This is a genomic window from Gordonia ajococcus (assembly GCF_012974285.1).
In the GTDB taxonomy this organism is placed as follows: Bacteria; Actinomycetota; Actinomycetes; order Mycobacteriales; family Mycobacteriaceae; genus Gordonia; species Gordonia amicalis.
Genome location: NZ_CP052884.1, coordinates 4,373,711 through 4,393,323, shown reverse-complemented (window position 1 = coordinate 4,393,323; position 19,613 = coordinate 4,373,711). Strand labels below are relative to the sequence as shown.

15 protein-coding genes and 1 pseudogene are annotated in these 19,613 nt (G+C 68.1%); 12 read left to right on the top strand and 4 right to left on the bottom strand.

All coding sequences use genetic code 11. The features are described from left to right. The first annotated feature begins 67 nt into the window (after positions 1–67). Positions 68–1,063 carry a selenide, water dikinase SelD gene (selD, locus tag GAA2_RS19810; RefSeq protein WP_191834532.1) on the top strand — a complete coding sequence of 332 codons (996 nt, stop codon included), beginning with the start codon at positions 68–70 and terminating at the stop codon, positions 1,061–1,063. Here the strand turns inward: selD and nrfD are convergent. From nrfD to fdh, 3 genes and pseudogenes are all read right to left on the bottom strand, one after another. After that, entirely contained in the window at positions 1,050–2,168 is a 1,119-nt protein-coding gene (gene nrfD / locus GAA2_RS19805; protein WP_191834531.1) for an NrfD/PsrC family molybdoenzyme membrane anchor subunit, read from the bottom strand. The two genes, selD and nrfD, sit on opposite strands and share 14 nt — an antisense overlap. Then, entirely contained in the window at positions 2,165–3,241 is a 1,077-nt protein-coding gene (locus GAA2_RS19800; protein WP_191834530.1) for a 4Fe-4S dicluster domain-containing protein, read from the bottom strand. The genes nrfD and GAA2_RS19800 overlap by 4 nt, the downstream gene beginning before the upstream one ends. Then, positions 3,242–6,536: pseudogene (gene fdh / locus GAA2_RS19795) on the bottom strand (formate dehydrogenase). It abuts the gene before it with no gap. Positions 6,537–6,640: 104 nt separating this feature from the next. On the opposite strand from fdh, the gene GAA2_RS19785 reads away from it, so the two are divergent. Further along, a complete protein-coding gene (locus GAA2_RS19785; protein WP_191835029.1) occupies positions 6,641–7,732 on the top strand; it encodes a GIY-YIG nuclease family protein in 1,092 nt (363 codons plus the stop codon). A gap of 146 nt (positions 7,733–7,878) precedes the next feature. On the opposite strand, the gene sigK is transcribed toward GAA2_RS19785, so the two are convergent. After that, positions 7,879–8,439: an ECF RNA polymerase sigma factor SigK gene (gene sigK, locus GAA2_RS19780; protein WP_024498126.1), complete on the bottom strand. Its 561-nt coding sequence runs from the start codon at positions 8,437–8,439 to the stop codon at positions 7,879–7,881. Positions 8,440–8,664: 225 nt separating this feature from the next. Here sigK and GAA2_RS19775 point away from each other — a divergent pair, with 225 nt between their 5' ends. From GAA2_RS19775 to GAA2_RS19730, 10 genes are all read left to right on the top strand, one after another. Continuing rightward, complete coding sequence (locus GAA2_RS19775) at positions 8,665–9,258, top strand: DNA-3-methyladenine glycosylase I (RefSeq protein WP_191834529.1); 594 nt, start codon at positions 8,665–8,667, stop codon at positions 9,256–9,258. A 29-nt stretch (positions 9,259–9,287) separates the two neighbouring features. Then, positions 9,288–10,034 (top strand): Asp/Glu/hydantoin racemase, encoded by a 747-nt coding sequence (locus tag GAA2_RS19770; RefSeq protein WP_096274671.1) that lies wholly within the window; start codon positions 9,288–9,290, stop codon positions 10,032–10,034. Further along, positions 10,031–10,426: a PPOX class F420-dependent oxidoreductase gene (locus GAA2_RS19765; RefSeq protein WP_096274670.1), complete on the top strand. Its 396-nt coding sequence runs from the start codon at positions 10,031–10,033 to the stop codon at positions 10,424–10,426. Before GAA2_RS19770 ends, GAA2_RS19765 begins: the two co-directional genes overlap by 4 nt. 243 nt (positions 10,427–10,669) lie before the next feature. Then, on the top strand, positions 10,670–10,768 hold the full coding sequence (locus tag GAA2_RS19760) for a potassium-transporting ATPase subunit F (protein ID WP_096274669.1): 99 nt from the start codon (positions 10,670–10,672) through the stop codon (positions 10,766–10,768). 6 nt (positions 10,769–10,774) lie between these two features. After that, complete coding sequence (kdpA, locus tag GAA2_RS19755) at positions 10,775–12,583, top strand: potassium-transporting ATPase subunit KdpA (protein ID WP_096274668.1); 1,809 nt, start codon at positions 10,775–10,777, stop codon at positions 12,581–12,583. Then, positions 12,580–14,721, top strand: coding sequence for a potassium-transporting ATPase subunit KdpB (gene kdpB, locus GAA2_RS19750; RefSeq protein WP_191834528.1), 2,142 nt, complete (start codon positions 12,580–12,582; stop codon positions 14,719–14,721). The genes kdpA and kdpB overlap by 4 nt, the downstream gene beginning before the upstream one ends. Positions 14,722–14,726: 5 nt before the next feature. Continuing rightward, a complete protein-coding gene (locus GAA2_RS19745; RefSeq protein ID WP_096275018.1) occupies positions 14,727–15,362 on the top strand; it encodes a potassium-transporting ATPase subunit C in 636 nt (211 codons plus the stop codon). A gap of 19 nt (positions 15,363–15,381) precedes the next feature. Then, complete coding sequence (locus GAA2_RS19740; protein ID WP_232513025.1) at positions 15,382–17,967, top strand: sensor histidine kinase; 2,586 nt, start codon at positions 15,382–15,384, stop codon at positions 17,965–17,967. Further along, entirely contained in the window at positions 17,964–18,662 is a 699-nt protein-coding gene (locus GAA2_RS19735; protein WP_096274666.1) for a response regulator, read from the top strand. Before GAA2_RS19740 ends, GAA2_RS19735 begins: the two co-directional genes overlap by 4 nt. Positions 18,663–18,675: 13 nt before the next feature. Further along, positions 18,676–19,611 carry an aminoglycoside phosphotransferase family protein gene (locus GAA2_RS19730; RefSeq protein ID WP_191834527.1) on the top strand — a complete coding sequence of 312 codons (936 nt, stop codon included), beginning with the start codon at positions 18,676–18,678 and terminating at the stop codon, positions 19,609–19,611. Positions 19,612–19,613 lie beyond the last annotated feature (2 nt).

Sequence of the window (19,613 nt, the reverse complement as noted above, 5' to 3'; positions counted from 1 at the left end):
TCTCGGACGCGACCCGGCTCATCCGCGCCAGGCACGCCGGCGATCAGTCGGCGCTACTGTCGGCAGGGTGACTGTCAGCAACGATGCCCCTGTCCGACTGACCGGTTACGCCCATGGTGGCGGTTGTGCGTGCAAGATCCCGCCGGGCGAACTCGAGGAGGCGGTCGCCGGGCTGACCGGCCAGGTCGGTGACGACATCATCGTCGGGCTCGACGACGGTGACGACGCCGCGGCGGTCCGTATCCGCGACGACCTCGCCGTGCTGTCCACCGCCGACTTCTTCACCCCGGTCGTCGACGACCCCTTCGAATGGGGTCGTATCGCCGCGGCCAACGCGCTCTCGGACATCTACGCGATGGGCGGGACGCCGGTGGTCGCGATCAACCTCGTCGGCTGGCCACGAGGTGTGCTGCCGATGGACCTGATGACCGAGGTGCTGAGGGGTGGTCTCGCCATCGGCGCCGAGGCCGGGTGCCCGGTCATCGGCGGGCACACCATCGACGACCCCGAACCCAAGTACGGCATGGCCGTCACCGGCGTCGCGGCACCCGAGAAGCTGCTGCGCAACGACGCCGCCGAAGCCGGGCTGCCCATCACCCTCACCAAACCGATCGGCGTCGGGCTCCTCAACAACCGGCACAAGCAGACCGGAGAGGTGTTCGACGAGGCGATCACGCTCATGACCACGCTGAACCGGAAGGCATCGGCAGCTGCCGTCGACGCCGGGGCCCGCGCGGCCACCGATGTCACCGGCTTCGGTTTGCTCGGTCATCTGCACAAGATGTGCCGTGCGTCGGGTGTCGGCGCGGTGATCGACCGCAGCGCGGTCCCGGCGGTGAGCGGTGCCCGCGAGGCGCTCCGCGACGGCTACGTCTCGGGCGGCACCCGCCGGAACCTCGACTGGGTGCACCCGCATCTGAGCGCCGACGACGGCGTCTCCGAGGACGACCTGCTGTTCCTCGCCGACGCGCAGACGTCCGGTGGGCTGCTGGTCGTCGGGGAGGTGCCGGGATATCCCGTGATCGGGGAGACCGTCGCCGGGTCGGGGATCAGGATTCGGTGACGGGTGGACCGGTCGTGATCGAGTCGCCGGTGATGCCGGCCGCGCGTCGTGCGGCAAGCCGACGCTTCTGGGGTTCGATGGTGTAGCGCGGGTTCTTCGCGGACTCGATGCCCGCGTCGAAGATGCCGAACCGCGTACACGCCGATGCGGCGAGCAACGCGAGGCCCGATGCGACGGCGACCGGTCGGGAACGTCCGCCGGCCAGGGCCCCGATGCCGCCCGCGAGGGCGAGACGTTCACTCCACCGCAGGAGCTTGCCCGCTGTCCCGTCGTGCAGGGGTTCGGCGGTCACCGGGTCCATGCGGCGCTCCATCAGGCGCATCGCGGTGAGATCCCCGGCGACGCCGAGCGTGGCGAGAGTGCGCGCCGGGCCGGCCTGGGCGGTCGGGGTGGTGACGAGTGCCAGACCGCTCGCCGCCAGGCTCGCGGAGCTGACGAAGACGAACGGCAGGTCGCGGTGCATGGCGTTCCACGTGGGTACTGCAGTGTCGGACAGCAGCACCGCGGTGTACACGGCGAGTGGTGGCCCGGCGACGGCGGCGGCGAGTCCGGCCGGTGCCTCCACGGCCCGCAGAACCGGCCGCAGCACGCCGAGCGGCAGCCGCGAACCGGTCATCCGGTCGATCTCACCGACCGCGGCCACGCCGAGCGCGCCGCTGAACGCCGAGAGAATCCACGATCCCACGCTCATCGGCGAGGTCACCTTGAACGTGCGCAGCATGTTGTAGAAGCGGTCGGGACGCCCGAGATCGGCCACGAGGGCGATCGCACCCAGCCCCACGGCGCCGAGTCCGCCCAGCCGGGCGTTTCGGCGCAGGGCGTCGCGACCCGTCAACTGGGCGCCTGCTGCGAGTACTCCTGACCCGCCGGCGACGCCGCCGAGAAACAGGTAGGCGGCGACCTTCTCGTCCCACGGCGGTGGTTTGACCACCGGATGCCCATAGTAGGAAGAGAATTCGGCGTCGGGCACCATCGACATCTCGCGGTTGCCGTCACCCTGACCGAAGTCCCTGCGCTGCTTGCGTTTACCGCCGCGCCCCAGCCCACGCCCACGACCACGTGGCGGCTCCGGCGGGCGAAAGGAATCGAATTCCGACGACGTCATCGGCCACCCCGCAGGAACGACACCGCGGCCGCCACGAGCATCCCGGCAGCGGCGACACCGGCCCGCTTGTACATCGACGGCAGATCGGCGGTGCACACGCGCGGGTCCGGCGGAAGGCCGTAGACCTCGGGTTCGTCCAGCAGCAGGAACACCGAACCGGTCCCGCCGACGCCGTCGTCGGGGTTGGCGCCATAGAGACGCGCTTCGGTCATGCCCTGCTCATGGAGTTGGGCGACGCGGCGGTGAGCGTCGGCGACCAGGTCGTCGTGGTCGCCGTATTTGATCGAGGTGGTCGGGCAGGTCTGCGCGCAGGCGGGTGTCTCGTCGTCGAGGAGCCGGTCGTAACAGAGCGTGCACTTCTGCGCGACACCACGTTTCGGCACCTCGGGTTGCTCACCCTTGCGTTCGCCGGAACGGGTCGTCGGCGCGGCGGTGCCGTCGGCGCGACGCTCGACGACCCCGAAAGGGCAACCGGCGACACATGTTCCGCACCCGTTGCAGACGTCGTCCTGGATGACCACGGTCCCGAACTCGGTGCGGAACAGTGCTCCGGTGGGGCACACGTCGAGGCAGCCGGCGTGGGTGCAGTGTTTGCAGACGTCCGAGGACATGAGCCAGCGGAACTCGGGGGTGTCCGGTGGCGTGGCTTCGACGCGGCGCCTCGCTGCGCTCGGTGCCGGCTCAGCCGGCAGAGGTGGCGGTGGGGTGGCTTCGACGCGGCGCCTCGCTGCGCTCGGTGCCGGCTCAGCCAGCGGTGGTGGCGGCATGGACGGCATGCCGAGTCCGACCAGAGCACGCCCAGACTCGCGGGCTTCGGCGATGCGATCGGCGCTCTGTTCGATGAACGCGACGTGGCGCCATGTGCTGGCGCCCAGCGCGACGGTGTTGTCATACGACATACCGGTCAGTTCGAGGTCGCCGTCGCGGGGATTGGAATTCCATTCCTTGCAGGCGACCTCACAGGCCTTGCAGCCGATGCAGATCGAGGTGTCGGTGAAGAACCCTTTGCGGGTCTCGTGCGTGTGCCACCCCACGTCGGAGGTCGGATCGGTCGGTCCGGACAGCTGCCCCATCTACTCCTCCGCCTTTCCGGTGATGTGCTGGTTGTCGGTCTCGGTGGTCACCCCGGCACGCTCCTGGTACGCACGTACCAGGTCGATCAGGGCGGCACCCTGGGGCCGGCGGCCGGGCGATCACGTCGCACGAACCGACCTTCGACTCCTGGATCTGCACGTTGGGATCCAGTGTGACCCCGATGAGGTCGTTGGCGGCGTCGCCGCTGACCACGGCGTCGGAGCCGACGCCCCAGTGGTACGGAAGGCCCACCTGGTGCACCTGGCGGCCGTTGATGGTCAACGGCCTCATCCGGTCGGTCACCAGAACGCGGGCCTCGATGGCAGCGCGTGGCGAGATGATCGTGGCCCACCCCTCGTTGCTCAGTCCGCGCTCGGCGGCCAGTTGCGGAGAGATCTCGCAGAACATCTCCGGCTGCAGCTCCGACAGATACGGCGTCCAGCGACTCATGCCGCCTGCGGTGTGGTGTTCGGTCAGCCGGTAGGTGGTGAACACGAACGGGTACACGTCGGCGCCGGGCATCTCTCCACTCGGGGCGTCGAGGTTGTCCGCACGCGGGAAGAGGACGCGTGCCGGCGACTGCTGCTGCGGATACAGCGCGTTGACGACCGGGGATTCCTGCGGTTCGTAATGGGTCGGCAGCGGGCCGTCGACGAGTCCGCGCGGCGCGAAGAGCCAGCCCTTGCCGTCGGCCTGCATGATGAACGGGTCGTCGCCGCACAGCGCGTCGACACCCCCGAGTGACGGGTCGGGATGTGCGTCGGGTGCGAGATCGACCGGGAAGTCCGGCACGTCGGGGCCCACCCAGCGGCCCATGTCGGCGTCCCATTCCATGTACCGCTTGCGTTCGCTCCACGGTCTGCCGTCGGGATCGGCGGACGCGCGGTTGTAGAGGATTCGACGATCCGCGGGCCACACCCAGCCCCACTCGTGCTGGGTGATGCCGCCACCGCCCTGGGGTACGCGCCGCGCCGCCATGTTGTGGGCATCCGCGTACACGCCGGTGTAGATCCAGCAGCCGCCGGCGGTCGAGCCGTCACGCGCCATCTCGGTGTACGACGTCAGGTTCTTGCCGGCATCGGGTCCGGACACGTGGTAGCCGTTGATCTCCGACAGGACCGTCTCGGGTTCGGGGTTGCCGTGGTCGTCGAGCGGATAGTCCCAGGTGAGGTCGAGCAGTGGACGGTCGCGTTCGTCGGTCGAGTCGGCGAGGCGTTCACGGATGCGTCGTCCGAGCTCGAAGAAGAAGTCCATCTCGCTCTGGCACTGACCGGGCGGCTCGACGGCCTGGTGACGCCACTGCACCATCCGCTGCGTCTGGGTGAACGAGCCGGCCTTCTCCACGTGGGTGGCAGCGGGCATGAAGAACACCTCGGTGGCGATGTCCTCGGTGCGCAACTCACCCGAGTCGATCTCCGGCCCCTCTTTCCACCACATCGCCGACTCGATCATGTTGAGGTCGCGGACGACGAGCCACTTCAGGTGGGACATCGCCATCCGTGCCTGGCGACCGTTGGCCGAGCCGACGGCGGGGTTCTGGCCCAGGACAAAATACCCGTCGACCTTGCCGGCGAGCATGTCGACCGTCGTCTGGTAGGTGCCGGCGGGACCCGTCAGGCGCGGCAGATGGTCGTAGCACCAGTCGTTCTCCGCGGTCGCGGCGTCGCCGAACCACGCCTTGAGGAGACTCACCAGATAGTCCTCGGCGTTGGCCCAGTAGCCCTTCTCGTTCCTCGACGTGATCGCCTCGATGTACTCGTCGAAGGTGTCGTGTTTGCCCGCCGACGGCATCGGGAGATAGCCGGGCAGCAGGTTGAACAAGGTGGGGATGTCGGTCGAGCCCTGGATGCTGGCGTGACCGCGCAGCGCCATGATGCCGCCACCCGGACGCCCGACGTTGCCGAGCAGGAGCTGCAAGACCGACGCGGCGCGGATGAACTGGGCGCCGAAGGTGTGTTGGGTCCAGCCGGTCGCGTAGCCGAAGCAGGTCGTGCGGTCGCGCCCGGAGTTGTCGGTGACCGACCGCGCGAGGTACTCGAAATCCTCGAGGGAGATGCCGCACATGTCGCGCACCATCTCCGGCGTGTAGCGCGAGTAGTGCCGTTTGACGATCTGGAACACGCTACGCGGATGTTCCAGCGACTCGTCGCGAACAGTGGCGCCGTGTTCGAGGGGCGGCCCCCCGGAGCCGTGTTCGTGGCCGACCGCGCGGTCCCTGGCGCGCGGACCCTCGTCCGCTCCACCGGGCGAGTCCACCGTGCCGTCCTCGGAGTTCGGCTGCGGTTCCTCGTACGCCCACGAACTGGCGTCGTATTCCCCTGTCTCCGAGTCGAATCCGGAGAACAGGCCGTCGAGGTCCTCGGTGTCGCGGAAGTCCGCCGAGACCAGCGTCGCAGCGTTGGTGTAGGCGACGACGTACTCGCGGAAGTACTTCTCGTGGGTGATCGCGTAGTTGATCAGCGCACCGAGCAGGACGACGTCGGAGCCGGCCCGAATGGAGATGTGCCGGTCGGACACCGCCGAGGTCCGCGTGAACCGCGGGTCGACATGGATGACCCGCGCACCCCTGGCCTTGGCCTCAGAGACCCACTGGAAACCCACCGGGTGTGCCTCGGCCATGTTGCCACCCATGAGGATGATGCAATCGGCGTTGGCCATGTCCTGCAGTGATTGCGTTGCGCCGCCGCGTCCGAACGAGGTCCCCAGACCGGGAACCGTTGCGGAGTGTCATATGCGCGCCTGGTTCTCGATCTGTATCGCGCCCGCTGCGGTGAAGAGCTTCTTGATCAGGTAGTTCTCTTCGTTGTCGAGCGTGGCGCCACCGAGCGAGGCGATACCCATCGTGCGTCGCAGCGGACGACCCTCGTCGTCGTGATCCTGCCAGCCGCGACGCCTCGCCTCCAGGAAACGATCGGCGATCATGTCGATGGCCGTGTCGCGGTCGAGGTCCTGCCATTCGGTCGCGTACGGGGCCCGGTAACGAATCGTGGTCTGGCGCAACGGGTTGTTGACGAGTTGTTCGCTCGACGCGCCCTTGGGGCACAATCGTCCGCGCGAGATGGGGGAGTCCGGGTCGCCTTCGATCTGGACGACGCGCTCGTCCTTCACGTACACCTTCTGGCCACACCCGACGGCGCAGAACGGGCACACACTCTGCACCACACGGTCGGCAGTGGCCGTACGCGGCTCGATGGCACGTGTCTTCGCCGACGTGACGGCGGGCCCGCGTCCGAAGACGTCACCCGACCGCAGCTGGCGGAACACCGGCCATTCGAGGGGACTGAAGGCTGGCACGGAACCGAGTCTAACCACTCCACGGGCGACCGTGCTGGCATCATCGCCACCATGAACCGAAAGCCACCCACTCTCCATGTCGTAGGCGGCGTGCGATGAGCAGGATGGACGCCGTCGAACTGCCGGTCGGCGCGCTCGGCGAGTTCCTGGAGTCGACGGCCTTCGCCGAGATGCTCGACCCGGAGGACGAGCTCTCCGCGTCACGCGACACGCGGGCGCGCAGGGCCGAGGTCGTCGACGTCGTGTGCGCGATCGATGCCAACGCGGGTCGACGTTTCGTCGACCGGGAGCGGGCCGGAGAAGTGATCATCGGTGGCCTGCGCGGCGGCGGACTCGGGGTGCGGCCCACGGTGGTCGACGCGGTTCTGAATCTCCTGCGGCCGGTCGGAGTGGCAGCGCCGGGCGCGCCGGAACCCGTTCCCCTCGAGGTGCAGTCGGTGCTCGGCGTGTACGTCTTCGCGCTGGTCGACCCCCGTGACGCATCGGTGTTCTATGTGGGGGCGGGACGAGGAAATCGGGTGCACCACCACGCTCGTGCCGCGCTCGCCGGCGTCACGCCGGACGCGGGGGAGGTGGTGGGGGACGCCGATTCACCGGCCGTCCGGTCCGCGGCCGAGGAGCGTATCCGAGACATCGACGCCGACGGATTCGGTGTCGAGCACTGGATTCTCCGGCACGGCGACGACGTCGTCGACTCGCCCGAGGAGCTGGCGTCGTACGTGCAGCAGTTCACGGTCGAGTTCGCCGACCTGGCGCGACTCCCGCTGACGAACAGTGCGCCGAGCGGCGCGATCTCGCTGGAAGAGATGGTGTTACGCCATGCGGCACCGCTCGCACCGCCGCTGCCCGAACCATGTGTGCTGGTGAAGGTCGACGATTCGGCTCGTCCCGGTGCGGGCGCCGAACAGATCTACGAGTGGGCGCGGAGCGGATGGCGTGCCGGGCCCCATCGCACGGTGCCCGACCTCCCGGTGCTCGTCTTCGCCGACGACATCGTCCGCGCGGTGCATCGCGTCGACTACTGGGAGGCCTACCGGGACGCCGACGGCAACCTTGACCCGAAGCGGTGGGTGTACACCGGCGCACCGGACCCCGAGCTGGAAGAACGGTATGTGGGTACCAGCCTGCGCGCGGTGCGGGAGCGCCGAGGCGGCAAGTGGAACCACAACGGCTGGCACCCCTACGGCCAGGTGTGATTGAGATCCGGCACGAGAAACGCCCCGGAAAACCACCCTCCAGGGGTTCGGCGGCGACGATATGACGTCGGCGCAGGCATGGAGGGCGCTTTTCCGGGGCGGATCTCTGGGCGGTCGTCCCGGTGTGTCTCCGGGGCCGTGGTCGGTCAGCCGACGGCGGCCAGGCCCGGCACCGTCTGGCGCAGACGGATGAGACCGTCGCGGATGCGGGACTTGACCGTGGGCAGCGCGACCCCGAGATGCTCGGACACCTCGCGGTAGGTGAGTCCGTGGAAGTAGGCCAGCTCGATGGCCTGCCGCTGAAGAGGCGTGAGGTTCTCGAGACCGGTGTGGATCAGGCGAGCGATCTCCCGACGCTCCACCGACTCGCTGACCTCGTCGATCTCGCGGCCGGTGTCGGCGATGCCGTAGGCGACGGTGCGCCGGGTCGCGGCAGACTCCGACCGCACCCGGTCGACGGCCCGACGATGCGCCAGCGTCAGAATCCAGGACAGTGCCGAACCCGACCGGGGATCGTAGCTGTCGGCGTTACGCCACACGGCCAGATACGTCTCCTGGGTAGCTTCCTCGCTGTAACCGGGATCGCGCAGTACCCGCAGTGTCATGCCGTACACACGGTCACACGTCGCGTCGTAGAACTGGGCGAAGGCGTCTGAGTCCCCGGTTGCCACGCGGGCAAGGAGACTGTTCAGGTCGGATTCATGCATCACGAGACTCCTTGCCGCAGATGTATTTTCGCGCTTCCGGAGCGGGGATCTACGACGGTGTCGGAGCGCTCTCGGTGTGCGATGTGTACAACGCTAGGCGGGCGGCGGCGAGAAGTGACTATCGCGAGACACAACGGGATGCTTTCGCAACCTTTGGTAACGGAATGATAACGGCGGCAATCTGTCGTGACCGTGCCGTAGCCTGCTCGCCACGAGAGGAGACTCATGTCCGAGGGCACAATAGAAGGCCCAGACGGTCGGCGGCGCTGCTTGTGGGCGGGCCGGGAGCCGGAGACCACCTATCACGACACCGAGTGGGGATTCCCGACCACCGACGATACGTCGCTGTTCGAGCGTGTCTGTCTCGAGGGTTTCCAGTCCGGCCTCAGCTGGCGCACGATCCTCCTCAAACGCGAGAACTTCCGGGCCGCGTTCGCCGGCTTCGAGGTCGAGAAGGTGGCGCGCTACACCGATGCCGAAGTCACGCGACTGCTCGGCGATGCGGGAATCATCCGGCATCGCGGCAAGATCGAGGCGGCGATCAACAACGCGCAGCGGGCGGCCGACCTCATCGACGAACACGGTTCGCTCGAGTCGTACTTCTGGGGATACGCCCCGTCGGGCGAGCACGTCCCGGGGTCGATGACGACCTCGCCGGAATCGATCGCGATGTCGAAGGACCTCAAGAAGCGGGGCTGGCGTTTCGTCGGTCCGACCACGATGTTCGCGCTCATGCAGGCCACCGGGATCGTCAACGACCACGCCTACGAGTGCGTCATTCGGGACGAGGTGGATGCCGCCCTGCGGCAGCGATTGTAGACAATCCAACAATGTGCCATCATCCCTGCATGGACGCCCAGATCGGCATCGGGATGGTGTGCCCGTTCGACATGGCCCTCGACCGCGAGCTGTGGCGCTGGATGCCGGAATCGGTCTCGCTCTACTTCACGCGGACCGGCTACATCGACGCGCCCGTCGACGTCGAGCTGTGCCGCGATCTCAACAATCACGCGGAGATCTCGGCGGCGGTGAGAGCCGTCTCGTCGGTCGCGCCCCGGGCGTTCGGATACGCGTGCGCCTCCGGCAGCTTCGTCTACGGGATGGCGGGCGCGATGGAGATCTCCAACTGCATGCTCGCCGCCGGAGCCGAGCGGGCGGTCACGACCTCGGAGGCGCTGATCCGGGCGCTGAACACCATGAACGTCGGGACATTGGCGGTCGCGACGCCGTATACCGCGGCGCTCACCGGACTGCTGTGCGACTTCCTCGCCGAATCCGGGAGAAACGTCGTCGCCCAGGCGGGTCTCGGCCGCGATCACGAGATCTGGGCCATCCCGTACCACGTGACGGCGGACCTCATCCGCGCCGCGAACCATCCCGACGCCGACGCCGTCTTCGTCTCCTGTACCAACCTGTGGACCTATGACATCCTCGCCGACCTGGAGTCCGAGCTCGGCAAGCCGGTCCTCTCCGCCAACCAGGTGACCGCCTGGGCGACGCTCTGCGACGCAGGTGTGCTCGGCGGTGAGACCACCCCCGCCGACTGGCCGACAACCCATGCACAATCGCTGTTCGCCCGTAGCATTGCCGCATGACATCACAGGATTCGACGGCGTTCGGCGAAGCGGGTACCGCGAAGTACGTGCAGCTGACCACCTATCGCAAGGACGGCACACCGGTGTCGTCGCCGGTCTGGGCGGTTCTCGACGGCGATCGGCTGCTCGTATGGTCGGAAACCGAAGCGTGGAAGGTCAAGCGTCTCAAGCGGAATCCGAAGGTAGTGGTCCAGGCGACCGATGCGCGCGGAAAGAAACTCTCCGGCGAACCGGTGTCCGGCACCGGGGTGGTGCTCGACGCCGAGGGCACCAGGCACGTCCGCAAGAAGCTCGCCGAGAAGTACGGACTCCTGGCGCGGGTGCTGCTGTTCAGCAGCAAGATCCGGCGGGGAGAGAGCGGGACCATCGGGATTGCGATCACCGCGGCGTAGCGGGGCGGGTCCGACCGGCGACAACGAGCCGTCAATAACGGCCGGCCTTCCGTAAGAAAGGCGTTAAGAACTCTCCGGTGCCGCTCGCGGCGCGTGATCCTTCGGTGTGCCCACCACACGGTGGGCCATCGGTGCGATCAGAGAGTGAGTCATCGTGGCGGATCTGCTGTTCCTGCTGCTTGCCATCTCCGGGTTCGGCTTGTGCATACTGGCCGTTCGCGGCCTCGACCTGCGGATCAAGTCGTGACCGCCGACGGGGTGATCAACGTCGCGCTGCTGGCGCTCGCGGCGATCACGGTGCTGCTCCTTCTCCTGGCTCTCGTGTACCCGGAGAGGTTCTGAGAAGCGATGAGCACAACTGTTGCCGGGCTCCTGCAGGTCGGGACGCTCGTCGTGATCCTGGCCGCCGTCTACGTGCCGCTGGGCGATCACATGGCGCGCGTGTACACCGGCGAACGAGACCTCGGCGTCGAGCGTCTCCTCTATCGACTTGCCCGCGTCGATCCGCGTAAGCAACAGTCCTGGGTGGGCTATGTCCTTGCCGTACTGGGATTCTCGGCGGTCTGCTTCGTGGTCCTCTACGCGATCCAGAGGATGCAGGGAGCGCTTCCGCTGTCCGACGGCAAGTCCGGTGTGTCTCCGGCGATGGCGTTCAACACTGCGATCTCCTTCGTCACCAACACCAACTGGCAGTCGTACTCACCCGAGATCGTGATGACCAACCTGACCCAGATGGCGGGACTGGCGGTACAGAACTTCGTCTCCGCCGCGGTCGGGATGGCCGTTGCCGTCGCGCTCGTCCGCGGGATCGTCAACCGCCGGGCCACCGGTGAGATCGGGAACTTCTGGGTGGATCTCGTACGCGGGGTGATCCGGATCCTGTTGCCGCTGAGCATCATCGTGGCGACGTTGCTGCTGAGTCAGGGGGTTGTGCAGTCCTGGCACAGCGGATTCGTGTGGACGACGACGGATGGTGCAGAGGTGCGCAGTGTCATCGGCCCGTTCGCTTCCCAGGAGGCGATCAAAGAACTCGGTACCAACGGCGGCGGGACATTGTCGGCGAACTCGGCGCACCCGTTCTCCAATCCCACGCCGTTCTCGAATCTGGTCGAGATCTTCGCGCTGCTGGTGATCCCGGTCTGTCTCACCCGGACCTACGGAACCCTCGTCCGGGACCGGCGCCAGGGACTGACCCTTCTCGGTGTGATGGCAGGGATCTGGACGATCATGCTCACCGCCGTATGGATCTTCGAGAGTCACCCGTCCGGGGCGGCGTCCCACGCGGCGGGCGCCATGATGGAAGGCAAAGAGGTGCGCTTCGGGATTCCGGGTTCGGCGCTGTTCGCGGTGTCGACGACCGGGACCTCGACCGGTGCCGTCAACTCCGCGCACGACAGTTTCTCCGCGGGCGGTGGAGGCGCGGTCCTGTGGAACATGCTCCTCGGCGAGGTCGCGCCCGGTGGGGTCGGATCGGGACTGTACGGAATCCTGGTGATGGCGATGATCACCGTCTTCATCGGTGGACTTCTGGTCGGCCGGTCGCCGACGTTCCTCGGAAAGCGGATCGGTCAGCCCGAGATGACAACGACGGCGCTCTATGTCCTCGTCATGCCGGCACTCGTGCTCGCGGGTACGGCGATCTCGGTGATCCTGACGGCGACGGGGGAGGCGCAAGGGAACAGCGGCGAGCCGGGAACACCCGGTGCGATCCACGGTTTCAGCGAGGTTCTCTACGCCTACGCGTCGGCGGCCAACAACAACGGCAGTGCCTTCGGCGGGCTCACGGTGACCGATGACTGGTTCCAGGCCTCCCTGGGCGTGACGATGCTGCTGGGTCGGTTCGTGCCGATCGTGCTCGTGCTCGCCCTCGCGGGCCTTCTCGCCCGGCAGCGTCCGCGCGGCCCAGTCGACGAGAGCGCAGCCGAGAGCACCGGTGTCACCGGAACCGGCCCCACCGGCGTCGCGGGACCCGGTCGCGGGCGCGCCGTGCTGGAGGCCACGTCGGCCGAACCGGTCGCACGTCCGGAGGCGCTCTCCGCCCTGCCCACGCACGGTTTCCTCTACGGGTCCCTACTCATGGCGACCATCGTGCTGGTCGCCGGACTCACCTTCTTCCCGGCCATGGCGCTGGGACCGATCGCGGAGGCGCTGCTGTGACCACACGACTGATCGACACCGACCGAGGCGCCTCCCGCGCCGAACGCGACCCGCGCCACGAACCGGAACTGGTGTCCCGCGGCGCTTTCGACCTCCGCTCACTCGTGACGTCGATGGCCCTGGCCCTGCGGAAACTGAACCCTCGTGATCAGGCACGTAACCCGGTGATGTTCGTGGTGTTCCTCGGCGCTGCCGTGACCACCGTCCTGGCGATCCTGCGCCCGTCCTGGTTCAGCTGGACCGTTGCGGCCTGGTTGTGGTTCACCGTCGTCTTCGCCGCGCTCGCCGAGGCCGTGGCCGAGGGGAGAGGGCGGGCGCAGGCCGAGAGCCTGCGAAAGATCAAGCGTGACACCGTGGCCCGTCGGTTACGAGATGGTCGGTTGGGAGACGGGGGCGTCATCGACGAGGTGCTCGGTGGTGCGTTGCGCGTCGGCGACCTCATCGTGGTGGAGGCCGGAGAGGTCATCGCCGGCGACGGGGATGTGGTCGACGGCATCGCGACCGTCGACGAATCGGCGATCACGGGTGAGTCGGCTCCCGTCGTCCGGGAGTCCGGAGGAGACCGGTCCGCGGTCACCGGCGGCACCGTCGTGCTCTCCGACCGGATCATCGTCAAGATCACGACGGCACCGGGCGAGACCTTCGTCGACCGCATGATCGCGCTGGTCGAAGGTGCGGACCGCAAGAAGACGCCCAACGAGATCGCACTCGACATTCTGCTGACGAGCCTGACGATCATCTTCCTGCTGGCGGTGGTGGCGGTCGGACCCATGCAGCAGTACGCGGGTCGGTCGCCGGACCCGGTCGGACTGATCGCGCTGCTGGTCTGCCTCATCCCGACCACCATCGGCGCGCTGCTCAGCTCGATCGGCATCGCGGGGATGGATCGGCTCGTCCAGCGCAACGTGCTCGCGATGTCGGGCCGGGCGGTCGAGGCCGCCGGGGACATCGACACCTTGCTGATGGACAAGACGGGGACCATCACCTACGGCAACCGCCGAGCCACCGCGCTGCACCCGGCCCCGGGCGTGCCCGTCGACGAACTGGCGCGGGTGGCCTCGGAGTGCAGTCTTGCCGACGACACTCCCGAGGGGCGGAGCATCGTCGAGTTGTGCCGGACCTCGTACGGGGTGGAACCGGTCGCGGAGGCCCCGACCGTCGGCGCGACGCGCCGCGAGGTGGTCGCCTTCACCGCCCAGACCCGCATGAGCGGCGTGGACCTGCACGACGCCGAGGCGACGGTGGTGTACCGCAAGGGAGCGGCCGACGCACTCGGACGCTGGGTCGCCGACTCGGCGGGAACAGTGGAACCGGCGGTCCTCGCGGACGTGGAGCGCATCTCCACCGACGGCGGTACTCCGCTCCTGGTCGGGGTGCACGAGGCGGGCCACCCCGCCCGCGTGCTCGGAGTGATCGCGTTGTCCGACGTGGTGAAGCCGGGGATGACCGCGCGATTCGCCCAGTTGCGCTCGATGGGCATCCGTACGGTCATGGTCACCGGCGACAACCCGCTCACCGCGCGCGCCATCGCGGCCGTGGCCGGGGTCGACGACTTCGTCGCCGAGGCCACCCCCGAGGACAAACTCGCCCTCATCCGTTCCGAGCAGCAGGCCGGACGCCTCGTCGCGATGACCGGAGACGGAACCAATGACGCACCCGCGCTCGCACAGGCCGACGTCGGGCTGGCGATGAACACGGGAACCTCGGCTGCAAAGGAGGCCGGCAACATGGTCGACCTCGACTCCGACCCCACCAAGCTCATCGAGGTGGTCGCGATCGGCAAGCAACTGCTCATCACCCGCGGGGCTCTCACCACCTTCTCGCTCGCCAACGACCTCGCGAAATACTTCGCGATCCTCCCGGCGATGTTCACCGCCGTCCACCCGCAGCTCGACGCCCTCAACATCATGCGTCTGCACTCGGCGGAGTCGGCGATGGTCTCGGCGGTGATCTTCAATGCGCTGATCATCGTCGCGCTCATCCCCCTCTCGTTACGGGGAGTGCGATATCGCCCGTCGTCGGCCTCGAAGCTGCTGGGGCGCAATCTGCTCGTGTACGGCCTGGGTGGCGTGCTCGCCCCCTTCGTCGGCATCTGGCTGATAGATCACGTAGTCCGTTTCCTTCCCGGGATGGGGTGAGCAAGATGAAGATGATCGTGACCGGTCTGCTCCGGCAAAGCGTCGCAGCACTGGGGATGCTCCTCGGGCTCACACTCATCCTCGGATTCGCCTATCCCGCCGCGGTGTGGGCGATCTCGCGGGTCGACTCGTCGAGTGCCGAGGGTTCCCGTCTCGTCGATGCCTCCGGATGTGTGGTGGGCTCGTCGCTCATCGGACTCGATCCACAGGTGCCGGCGGGCGGGCCGGACCCATATCTCCACGCGCGTGTCCTCGGTGCCGAGGGCGCGCCGATGGTCACCGGGGATCCCTCCGCGTCGGCGGCGAGCAATCAGGGTCCGAACAGCGTGATCCTCCTCGACAACATCGAGGATCGACGGGCGTTCATCGCCGACCGGGAGGGGGTGGCGCCGCAGGCGGTTCCGGCCGACGCCGTCACCGGATCGGGGTCAGGGCTCGACCCCCACATCAGTCCGGCATATGCCGAACTACAGGTGCCGCGACTGGCACGCGAGAATCGCCTCTCGCCGGAGGTGATCCGCTCGCTCATCGCCGCCCACACACAGGGCAGACAGTGGGGGTTCCTCGGGGAGCCCAGTGTCGACGTCCCGTCGGTGAATCTGGCGCTCGGTCACGGGCCGGCCACGTGTCACACCCGTTGACCGGCGATAGAATCGGCGGATGACCTCAGCGGCGGGACCGGTGACTTCGCCGGTCACGACACCGCAGGCGGCTTCGCGCCGGCGCTCGGACGGGCGAGGCAAACTGCAGGTCTTCCTCGGATGCGCGCCTGGTGTCGGGAAGACCTACGAGATGCTCGCGCAGGCCCGGAACCTTAGGGACGAAGGTGCCGACGTGGTGATCGCGGTCGTCGAATCACATGGGCGGCCGGCGACCGCGGCCCTCGTGGAGGGCCTGGAGGTGATCCCCAGGATCGCCCGCCCCTATCGGGGGTCGACATTCGACGAGATGGACCTCGACGCCGTCCTGGCGCGCCATCCGCAAGTGGCGCTGGTCGACGAACTCGCCCACACCAACACTCCGGGATCTCGAAATGCCAAGCGTTGGCAGGACATCGAGGAGCTCCGTGACGCCGGTATCGACGTCTGCTCGACCGTCAACATCCAGCACCTCGCCAGCCTGAACGACGTCATCGCCCAGATCACCGGCGTCGTGCAGAGGGAGACGGTGCCCGACGACGTCGTTCGCGGCGCCGACCAGATCGAGCTCGTCGACATCGACCCGCAGGCGCTACGGCAGCGCCTGTCCGCGGGCAAGGTCTACCCGAGCAGCCGGGTCGACGGGGCACTGGGCAACTACTTCCGACAGGGAAATCTCACCGCGCTGCGCGAGCTGGCGTTGCTGTGGCTGGCCGACCAGGTCGACGACAAACTCGCCGATTATCGTGCGGCGCACTCGATCACCGACACCTGGGAAGCCCGCGAGCGAGTCGTGGTGGCGATCACCGGCGGGCCGGAGTCGCCCACCCTGCTGCGTCGTGCGAGTCGTATCGCGTCGCGATCGAGCGCGGAATTACTGGCCGTGCATGTGGTCCGGGGAGACGGCCTGAGTGATCACGGCGTCGATCTCACCGCACTCAGAGAGCTCGCCGCCGGGTTCGGTGCGCGGATCCACACGGTGGTCGGTGACGACATCCCGGCCACCCTGCTGGAGTTCGCACGCGGGGTCAACGCAACGCAATTGGTCCTGGGTACGTCCCGACGGCCGCGCTGGCAGCGGATCTTCGACGAAGGTGTCGGGGCAACGGTCGTGAGCGGCAGCGGGCGCATCGACGTGCACATGGTCACGCACGACGAGACGCCACGACGACATCGACTCGACGTCCGCGACACCAGGTTCCATCGGCCGCTGAGCTGGATCCTCGCGGTGCTCGTGCCGCTGCTGGCGACCGGTGTGTTGCGGCTGCTCGATCCGTGGCTCGGGTTCACCAGCCAGTCGGCGCTGTTCTTCGTGTCGGTCCTCGCGGTGTCGATGCTCGGAGGTATCGCGCCCGCGGCATTGTCGGCGGTGGTCTCCGGTCTGCTGTTGAACTACTTCTTCACCGATCCCCGATTCACGTTCACCATCGATCAACCGGACAACCTGATCACCATCCTGGTGATGCTGCTGATCGCGACCGCCGTGGCCGCCCTGGTCGATTCGGCGACCGTACGGCGCGCCCAGGCGCGGGACGCCACGCGCGAGGCGGAACTGCTCGCGATGTTCTCCAGCGTCGTGCTCGGCGGTGCCGATGTCCCCGGTCTGCTGGAACGGCTACGCGAGACCTACGACCAGTCGGCCGTCGCCCTGGTCCGTCGTACATCGAAAACCTCTCGGACAGTGGAGGCCTGGGTCGGCGACCGCCCGCTGAACGGTCCGGACGAGGCGGACACGACGTGTTCGGTACCGGGTGAACAGTTCGAGCTGCTGCTCCGCGGGCCGAGACTCGGCGCGCGGGACCGGCGGGTGCTGGCCGCGGTCGCCGGGCAGGCGGCAGGTGCGGTCGAGCGGCACGCGCTGGAGGTCGAGGCGGCCTCCGCCGAGGCCCTGGCCCGGACCGACGAACTCAGGCGTGCGTTGCTGTCCGCGGTCGGCCACGACCTCCGCACACCGCTCGCGGCGGCCAAGGCCGCGGTGTCCAGTCTGCGCAGCGATGACGTCACCTTCAGTCCCGACGACACCGCGGAACTGCTGGCGACGGTGGACGAGTCGGTCGACCACCTGGCGGGACTCGTCGGCAATCTGCTCGACTCCTCCCGTCTCGCCGCGGGCGCCGTACGCCCCCAGATGCAGCACACGTTCCTGCCCGAGGTCGTGCACCGCGCCGCCGCCGGGGTGCAACGGCTCAACCCGGACCTCGTACTGACGATCGACCTCGGCCAGGCATGGGCATACACCGACCCGGGTCTGCTGGAACGTGCCCTCGCAAATCTCATCGACAACGCCCACCGGCACGGCGGGCCCGACGTCGAGATCACCGTCAGCGGAACCGGTGACGACCCGCCGCGCTGCGTGATCCGCGTCGTCGATCACGGGCCGGGACTGCCCACCACCGACCGCGAGCAGGTGTTCGCGGCGTTCCACCAGGGCGGCGACACCGCGGGCGCATCGTCCGGCGTGGGGCTGGGGTTGCCCGTGGCGCACGGGTTCATCACGGCGATCGGAGGAGAGTTGTCCACCGCGGACACTCCCGGCGGCGGGGCCACACTGGTCGTGAATCTGCCTACCGTGGCGGACATTCCCAGGTCGGAGGAGGGCGCCCGGTGAACGCCGACAAGAGCCGCGTCCTCGTGGTCGACGACGAGCCGCAACTGCTGCGCGCGTTGCGGATCAATCTGAATGCGCGCGGTTTCGCGGTCTCCACGGCGGCGACCGGGGCGGCGGCCCTGTCCGCGGCTGCGCGGTTCAACCCGGACGTCGTCGTCCTGGACCTCGGTCTTCCCGACATCGACGGGTTGACGGTTCTCGAGGGTCTGCGCGGGTGGACGACCGTTCCGGTCATCGTGCTCTCGGCGCGGACCGACGCGGCGGACAAGGTGGTGGCGCTCGACTCGGGGGCCGATGACTACGTCACGAAACCCTTCGGGATGGAGGAGTTCCTGGCCCGGCTGCGTGCCGCGCTGCGTCGGGGCGCGGTATCGGGGGCGACGACGGAATCGCCGGTGGTGGACGCCGGCGCGTTTGTCGTCGACCTCGGTGCGAAACAGGTGATCCGAGAGCAGGAGCCGGTCCATCTGACACCGACGGAGTGGGGAATCCTGGAGATGCTGGTCCGCCACGAAGGAAAGCTGGTGTCCCAGAGCGACATCCTGAACTCGGTCTGGGGTCCCGGATACCTCGGGCAGAGCAACTATCTACGCGTCTACCTGGCGAGTCTCCGACGGAAACTCGAAGTGGACCCGGCACATCCGCGTCACCTGATCACCGAGGCGGGAATGGGCTACCGCTTCCTGCGTTCATGATCTGCGTGCGCTCATGATCGGTGCGGCCGACATTCCGCCGGGCCTCGCGGCGCAAGCGGCGCTGGGGCCCGCCTGGGAAGACTGGCTTCGCCGGTTGCCCGCAACGGCATCGGCGCTTCTCGACGACTGGGAACTCCGTCGCGACGGCGCCGAGCTGTGGCACGGGTGCGAGTCGCTCGTGATCCCGGTGACCTACCGGGACGGCCGTCGAGCCGTTCTGAAGATCGCCTTCGACGGCGACGACGAGGGCGCGCAGGAAGCACTGGGACTACAGCACTGGGCGGGACGGGGTGCCGTGCGCATGCTGCGCGCCGACCCGCGGCTTCGGGCGCTGCTCCTCGAACGGCTCGAGCGGACCGACCTCACCTCGATCGGCGACGACGAGGCGTGTCGCGTGATGGCAGGACTGTACGGCGTCCTGCACGTACCGGCACCCGGTCGGATGGCGCGTCTCACCACGCACCTCGAGCGTTGGCTCGCCGGGTTGCAGTCCATGCCGCGTGACGCGCCGGTTCCGAGACGATTTGTGGAACAGGCGCTTTCGCTCGGAAAGGACTTTCTCTCCGACGATTCCACGGTCGGTGTCGTCGTGCACGGCGACCTTCACCACGAGAACGTGCTGGCGGAGCCGTCCGGCGCGCGCCGCTGGCTGGTGATCGATCCCAAGCCGATGTCGGGGGATCCGCACTATGAACCCGCCCCGATGCTGTGGAATCGCCTCGACCGCCGACAAGGCGACCCGCGGTACGTGATCCGGTCCCGCTTCTACACGATCGTCGATGACGCCGGCCTCGACCCGGACCGGGCGCGCGACTGGGTGATCGTCCGGATGATCCTGAACGCGCACTGGGCGATCGAGGACGCGGAGAAGGCGTCGCGAGCCCTCACCGCCGACGACCGCGAGTGGATCACCACCTGCATCACAGTGGCCAAGGCCGTCCTCGACTGACC

Excerpts from the sequence above, each read along its gene's own strand:
- GAA2_RS19775 (WP_191834529.1), top strand. The coding sequence starts at position 8,665 with ATGTCCGAGGGCACAATAGAAGGCCCAGACGGTCGGCGGCGCTGCTTG.
- GAA2_RS19740 (WP_232513025.1), top strand. The coding sequence starts at position 15,382 with ATGACCTCAGCGGCGGGACCGGTGACTTCGCCGGTCACGACACCGCAG.
- GAA2_RS19785 (WP_191835029.1), top strand. The coding sequence starts at position 6,641 with ATGGACGCCGTCGAACTGCCGGTCGGCGCGCTCGGCGAGTTCCTGGAG.
- sigK (WP_024498126.1), bottom strand. The coding sequence starts at position 8,439 with ATGCATGAATCCGACCTGAACAGTCTCCTTGCCCGCGTGGCAACCGGG.
- GAA2_RS19765 (WP_096274670.1), top strand. The coding sequence starts at position 10,031 with ATGACATCACAGGATTCGACGGCGTTCGGCGAAGCGGGTACCGCGAAG.
- GAA2_RS19800 (WP_191834530.1), bottom strand. The coding sequence starts at position 3,241 with ATGGGGCAGCTGTCCGGACCGACCGATCCGACCTCCGACGTGGGGTGG.
- kdpA (WP_096274668.1), top strand. The coding sequence starts at position 10,775 with ATGAGCACAACTGTTGCCGGGCTCCTGCAGGTCGGGACGCTCGTCGTG.
- nrfD (WP_191834531.1), bottom strand. The coding sequence starts at position 2,168 with ATGACGTCGTCGGAATTCGATTCCTTTCGCCCGCCGGAGCCGCCACGT.
- GAA2_RS19770 (WP_096274671.1), top strand. The coding sequence starts at position 9,288 with ATGGACGCCCAGATCGGCATCGGGATGGTGTGCCCGTTCGACATGGCC.
- GAA2_RS19745 (WP_096275018.1), top strand. The coding sequence starts at position 14,727 with ATGAAGATGATCGTGACCGGTCTGCTCCGGCAAAGCGTCGCAGCACTG.
- GAA2_RS19730 (WP_191834527.1), top strand. The coding sequence starts at position 18,676 with ATGATCGGTGCGGCCGACATTCCGCCGGGCCTCGCGGCGCAAGCGGCG.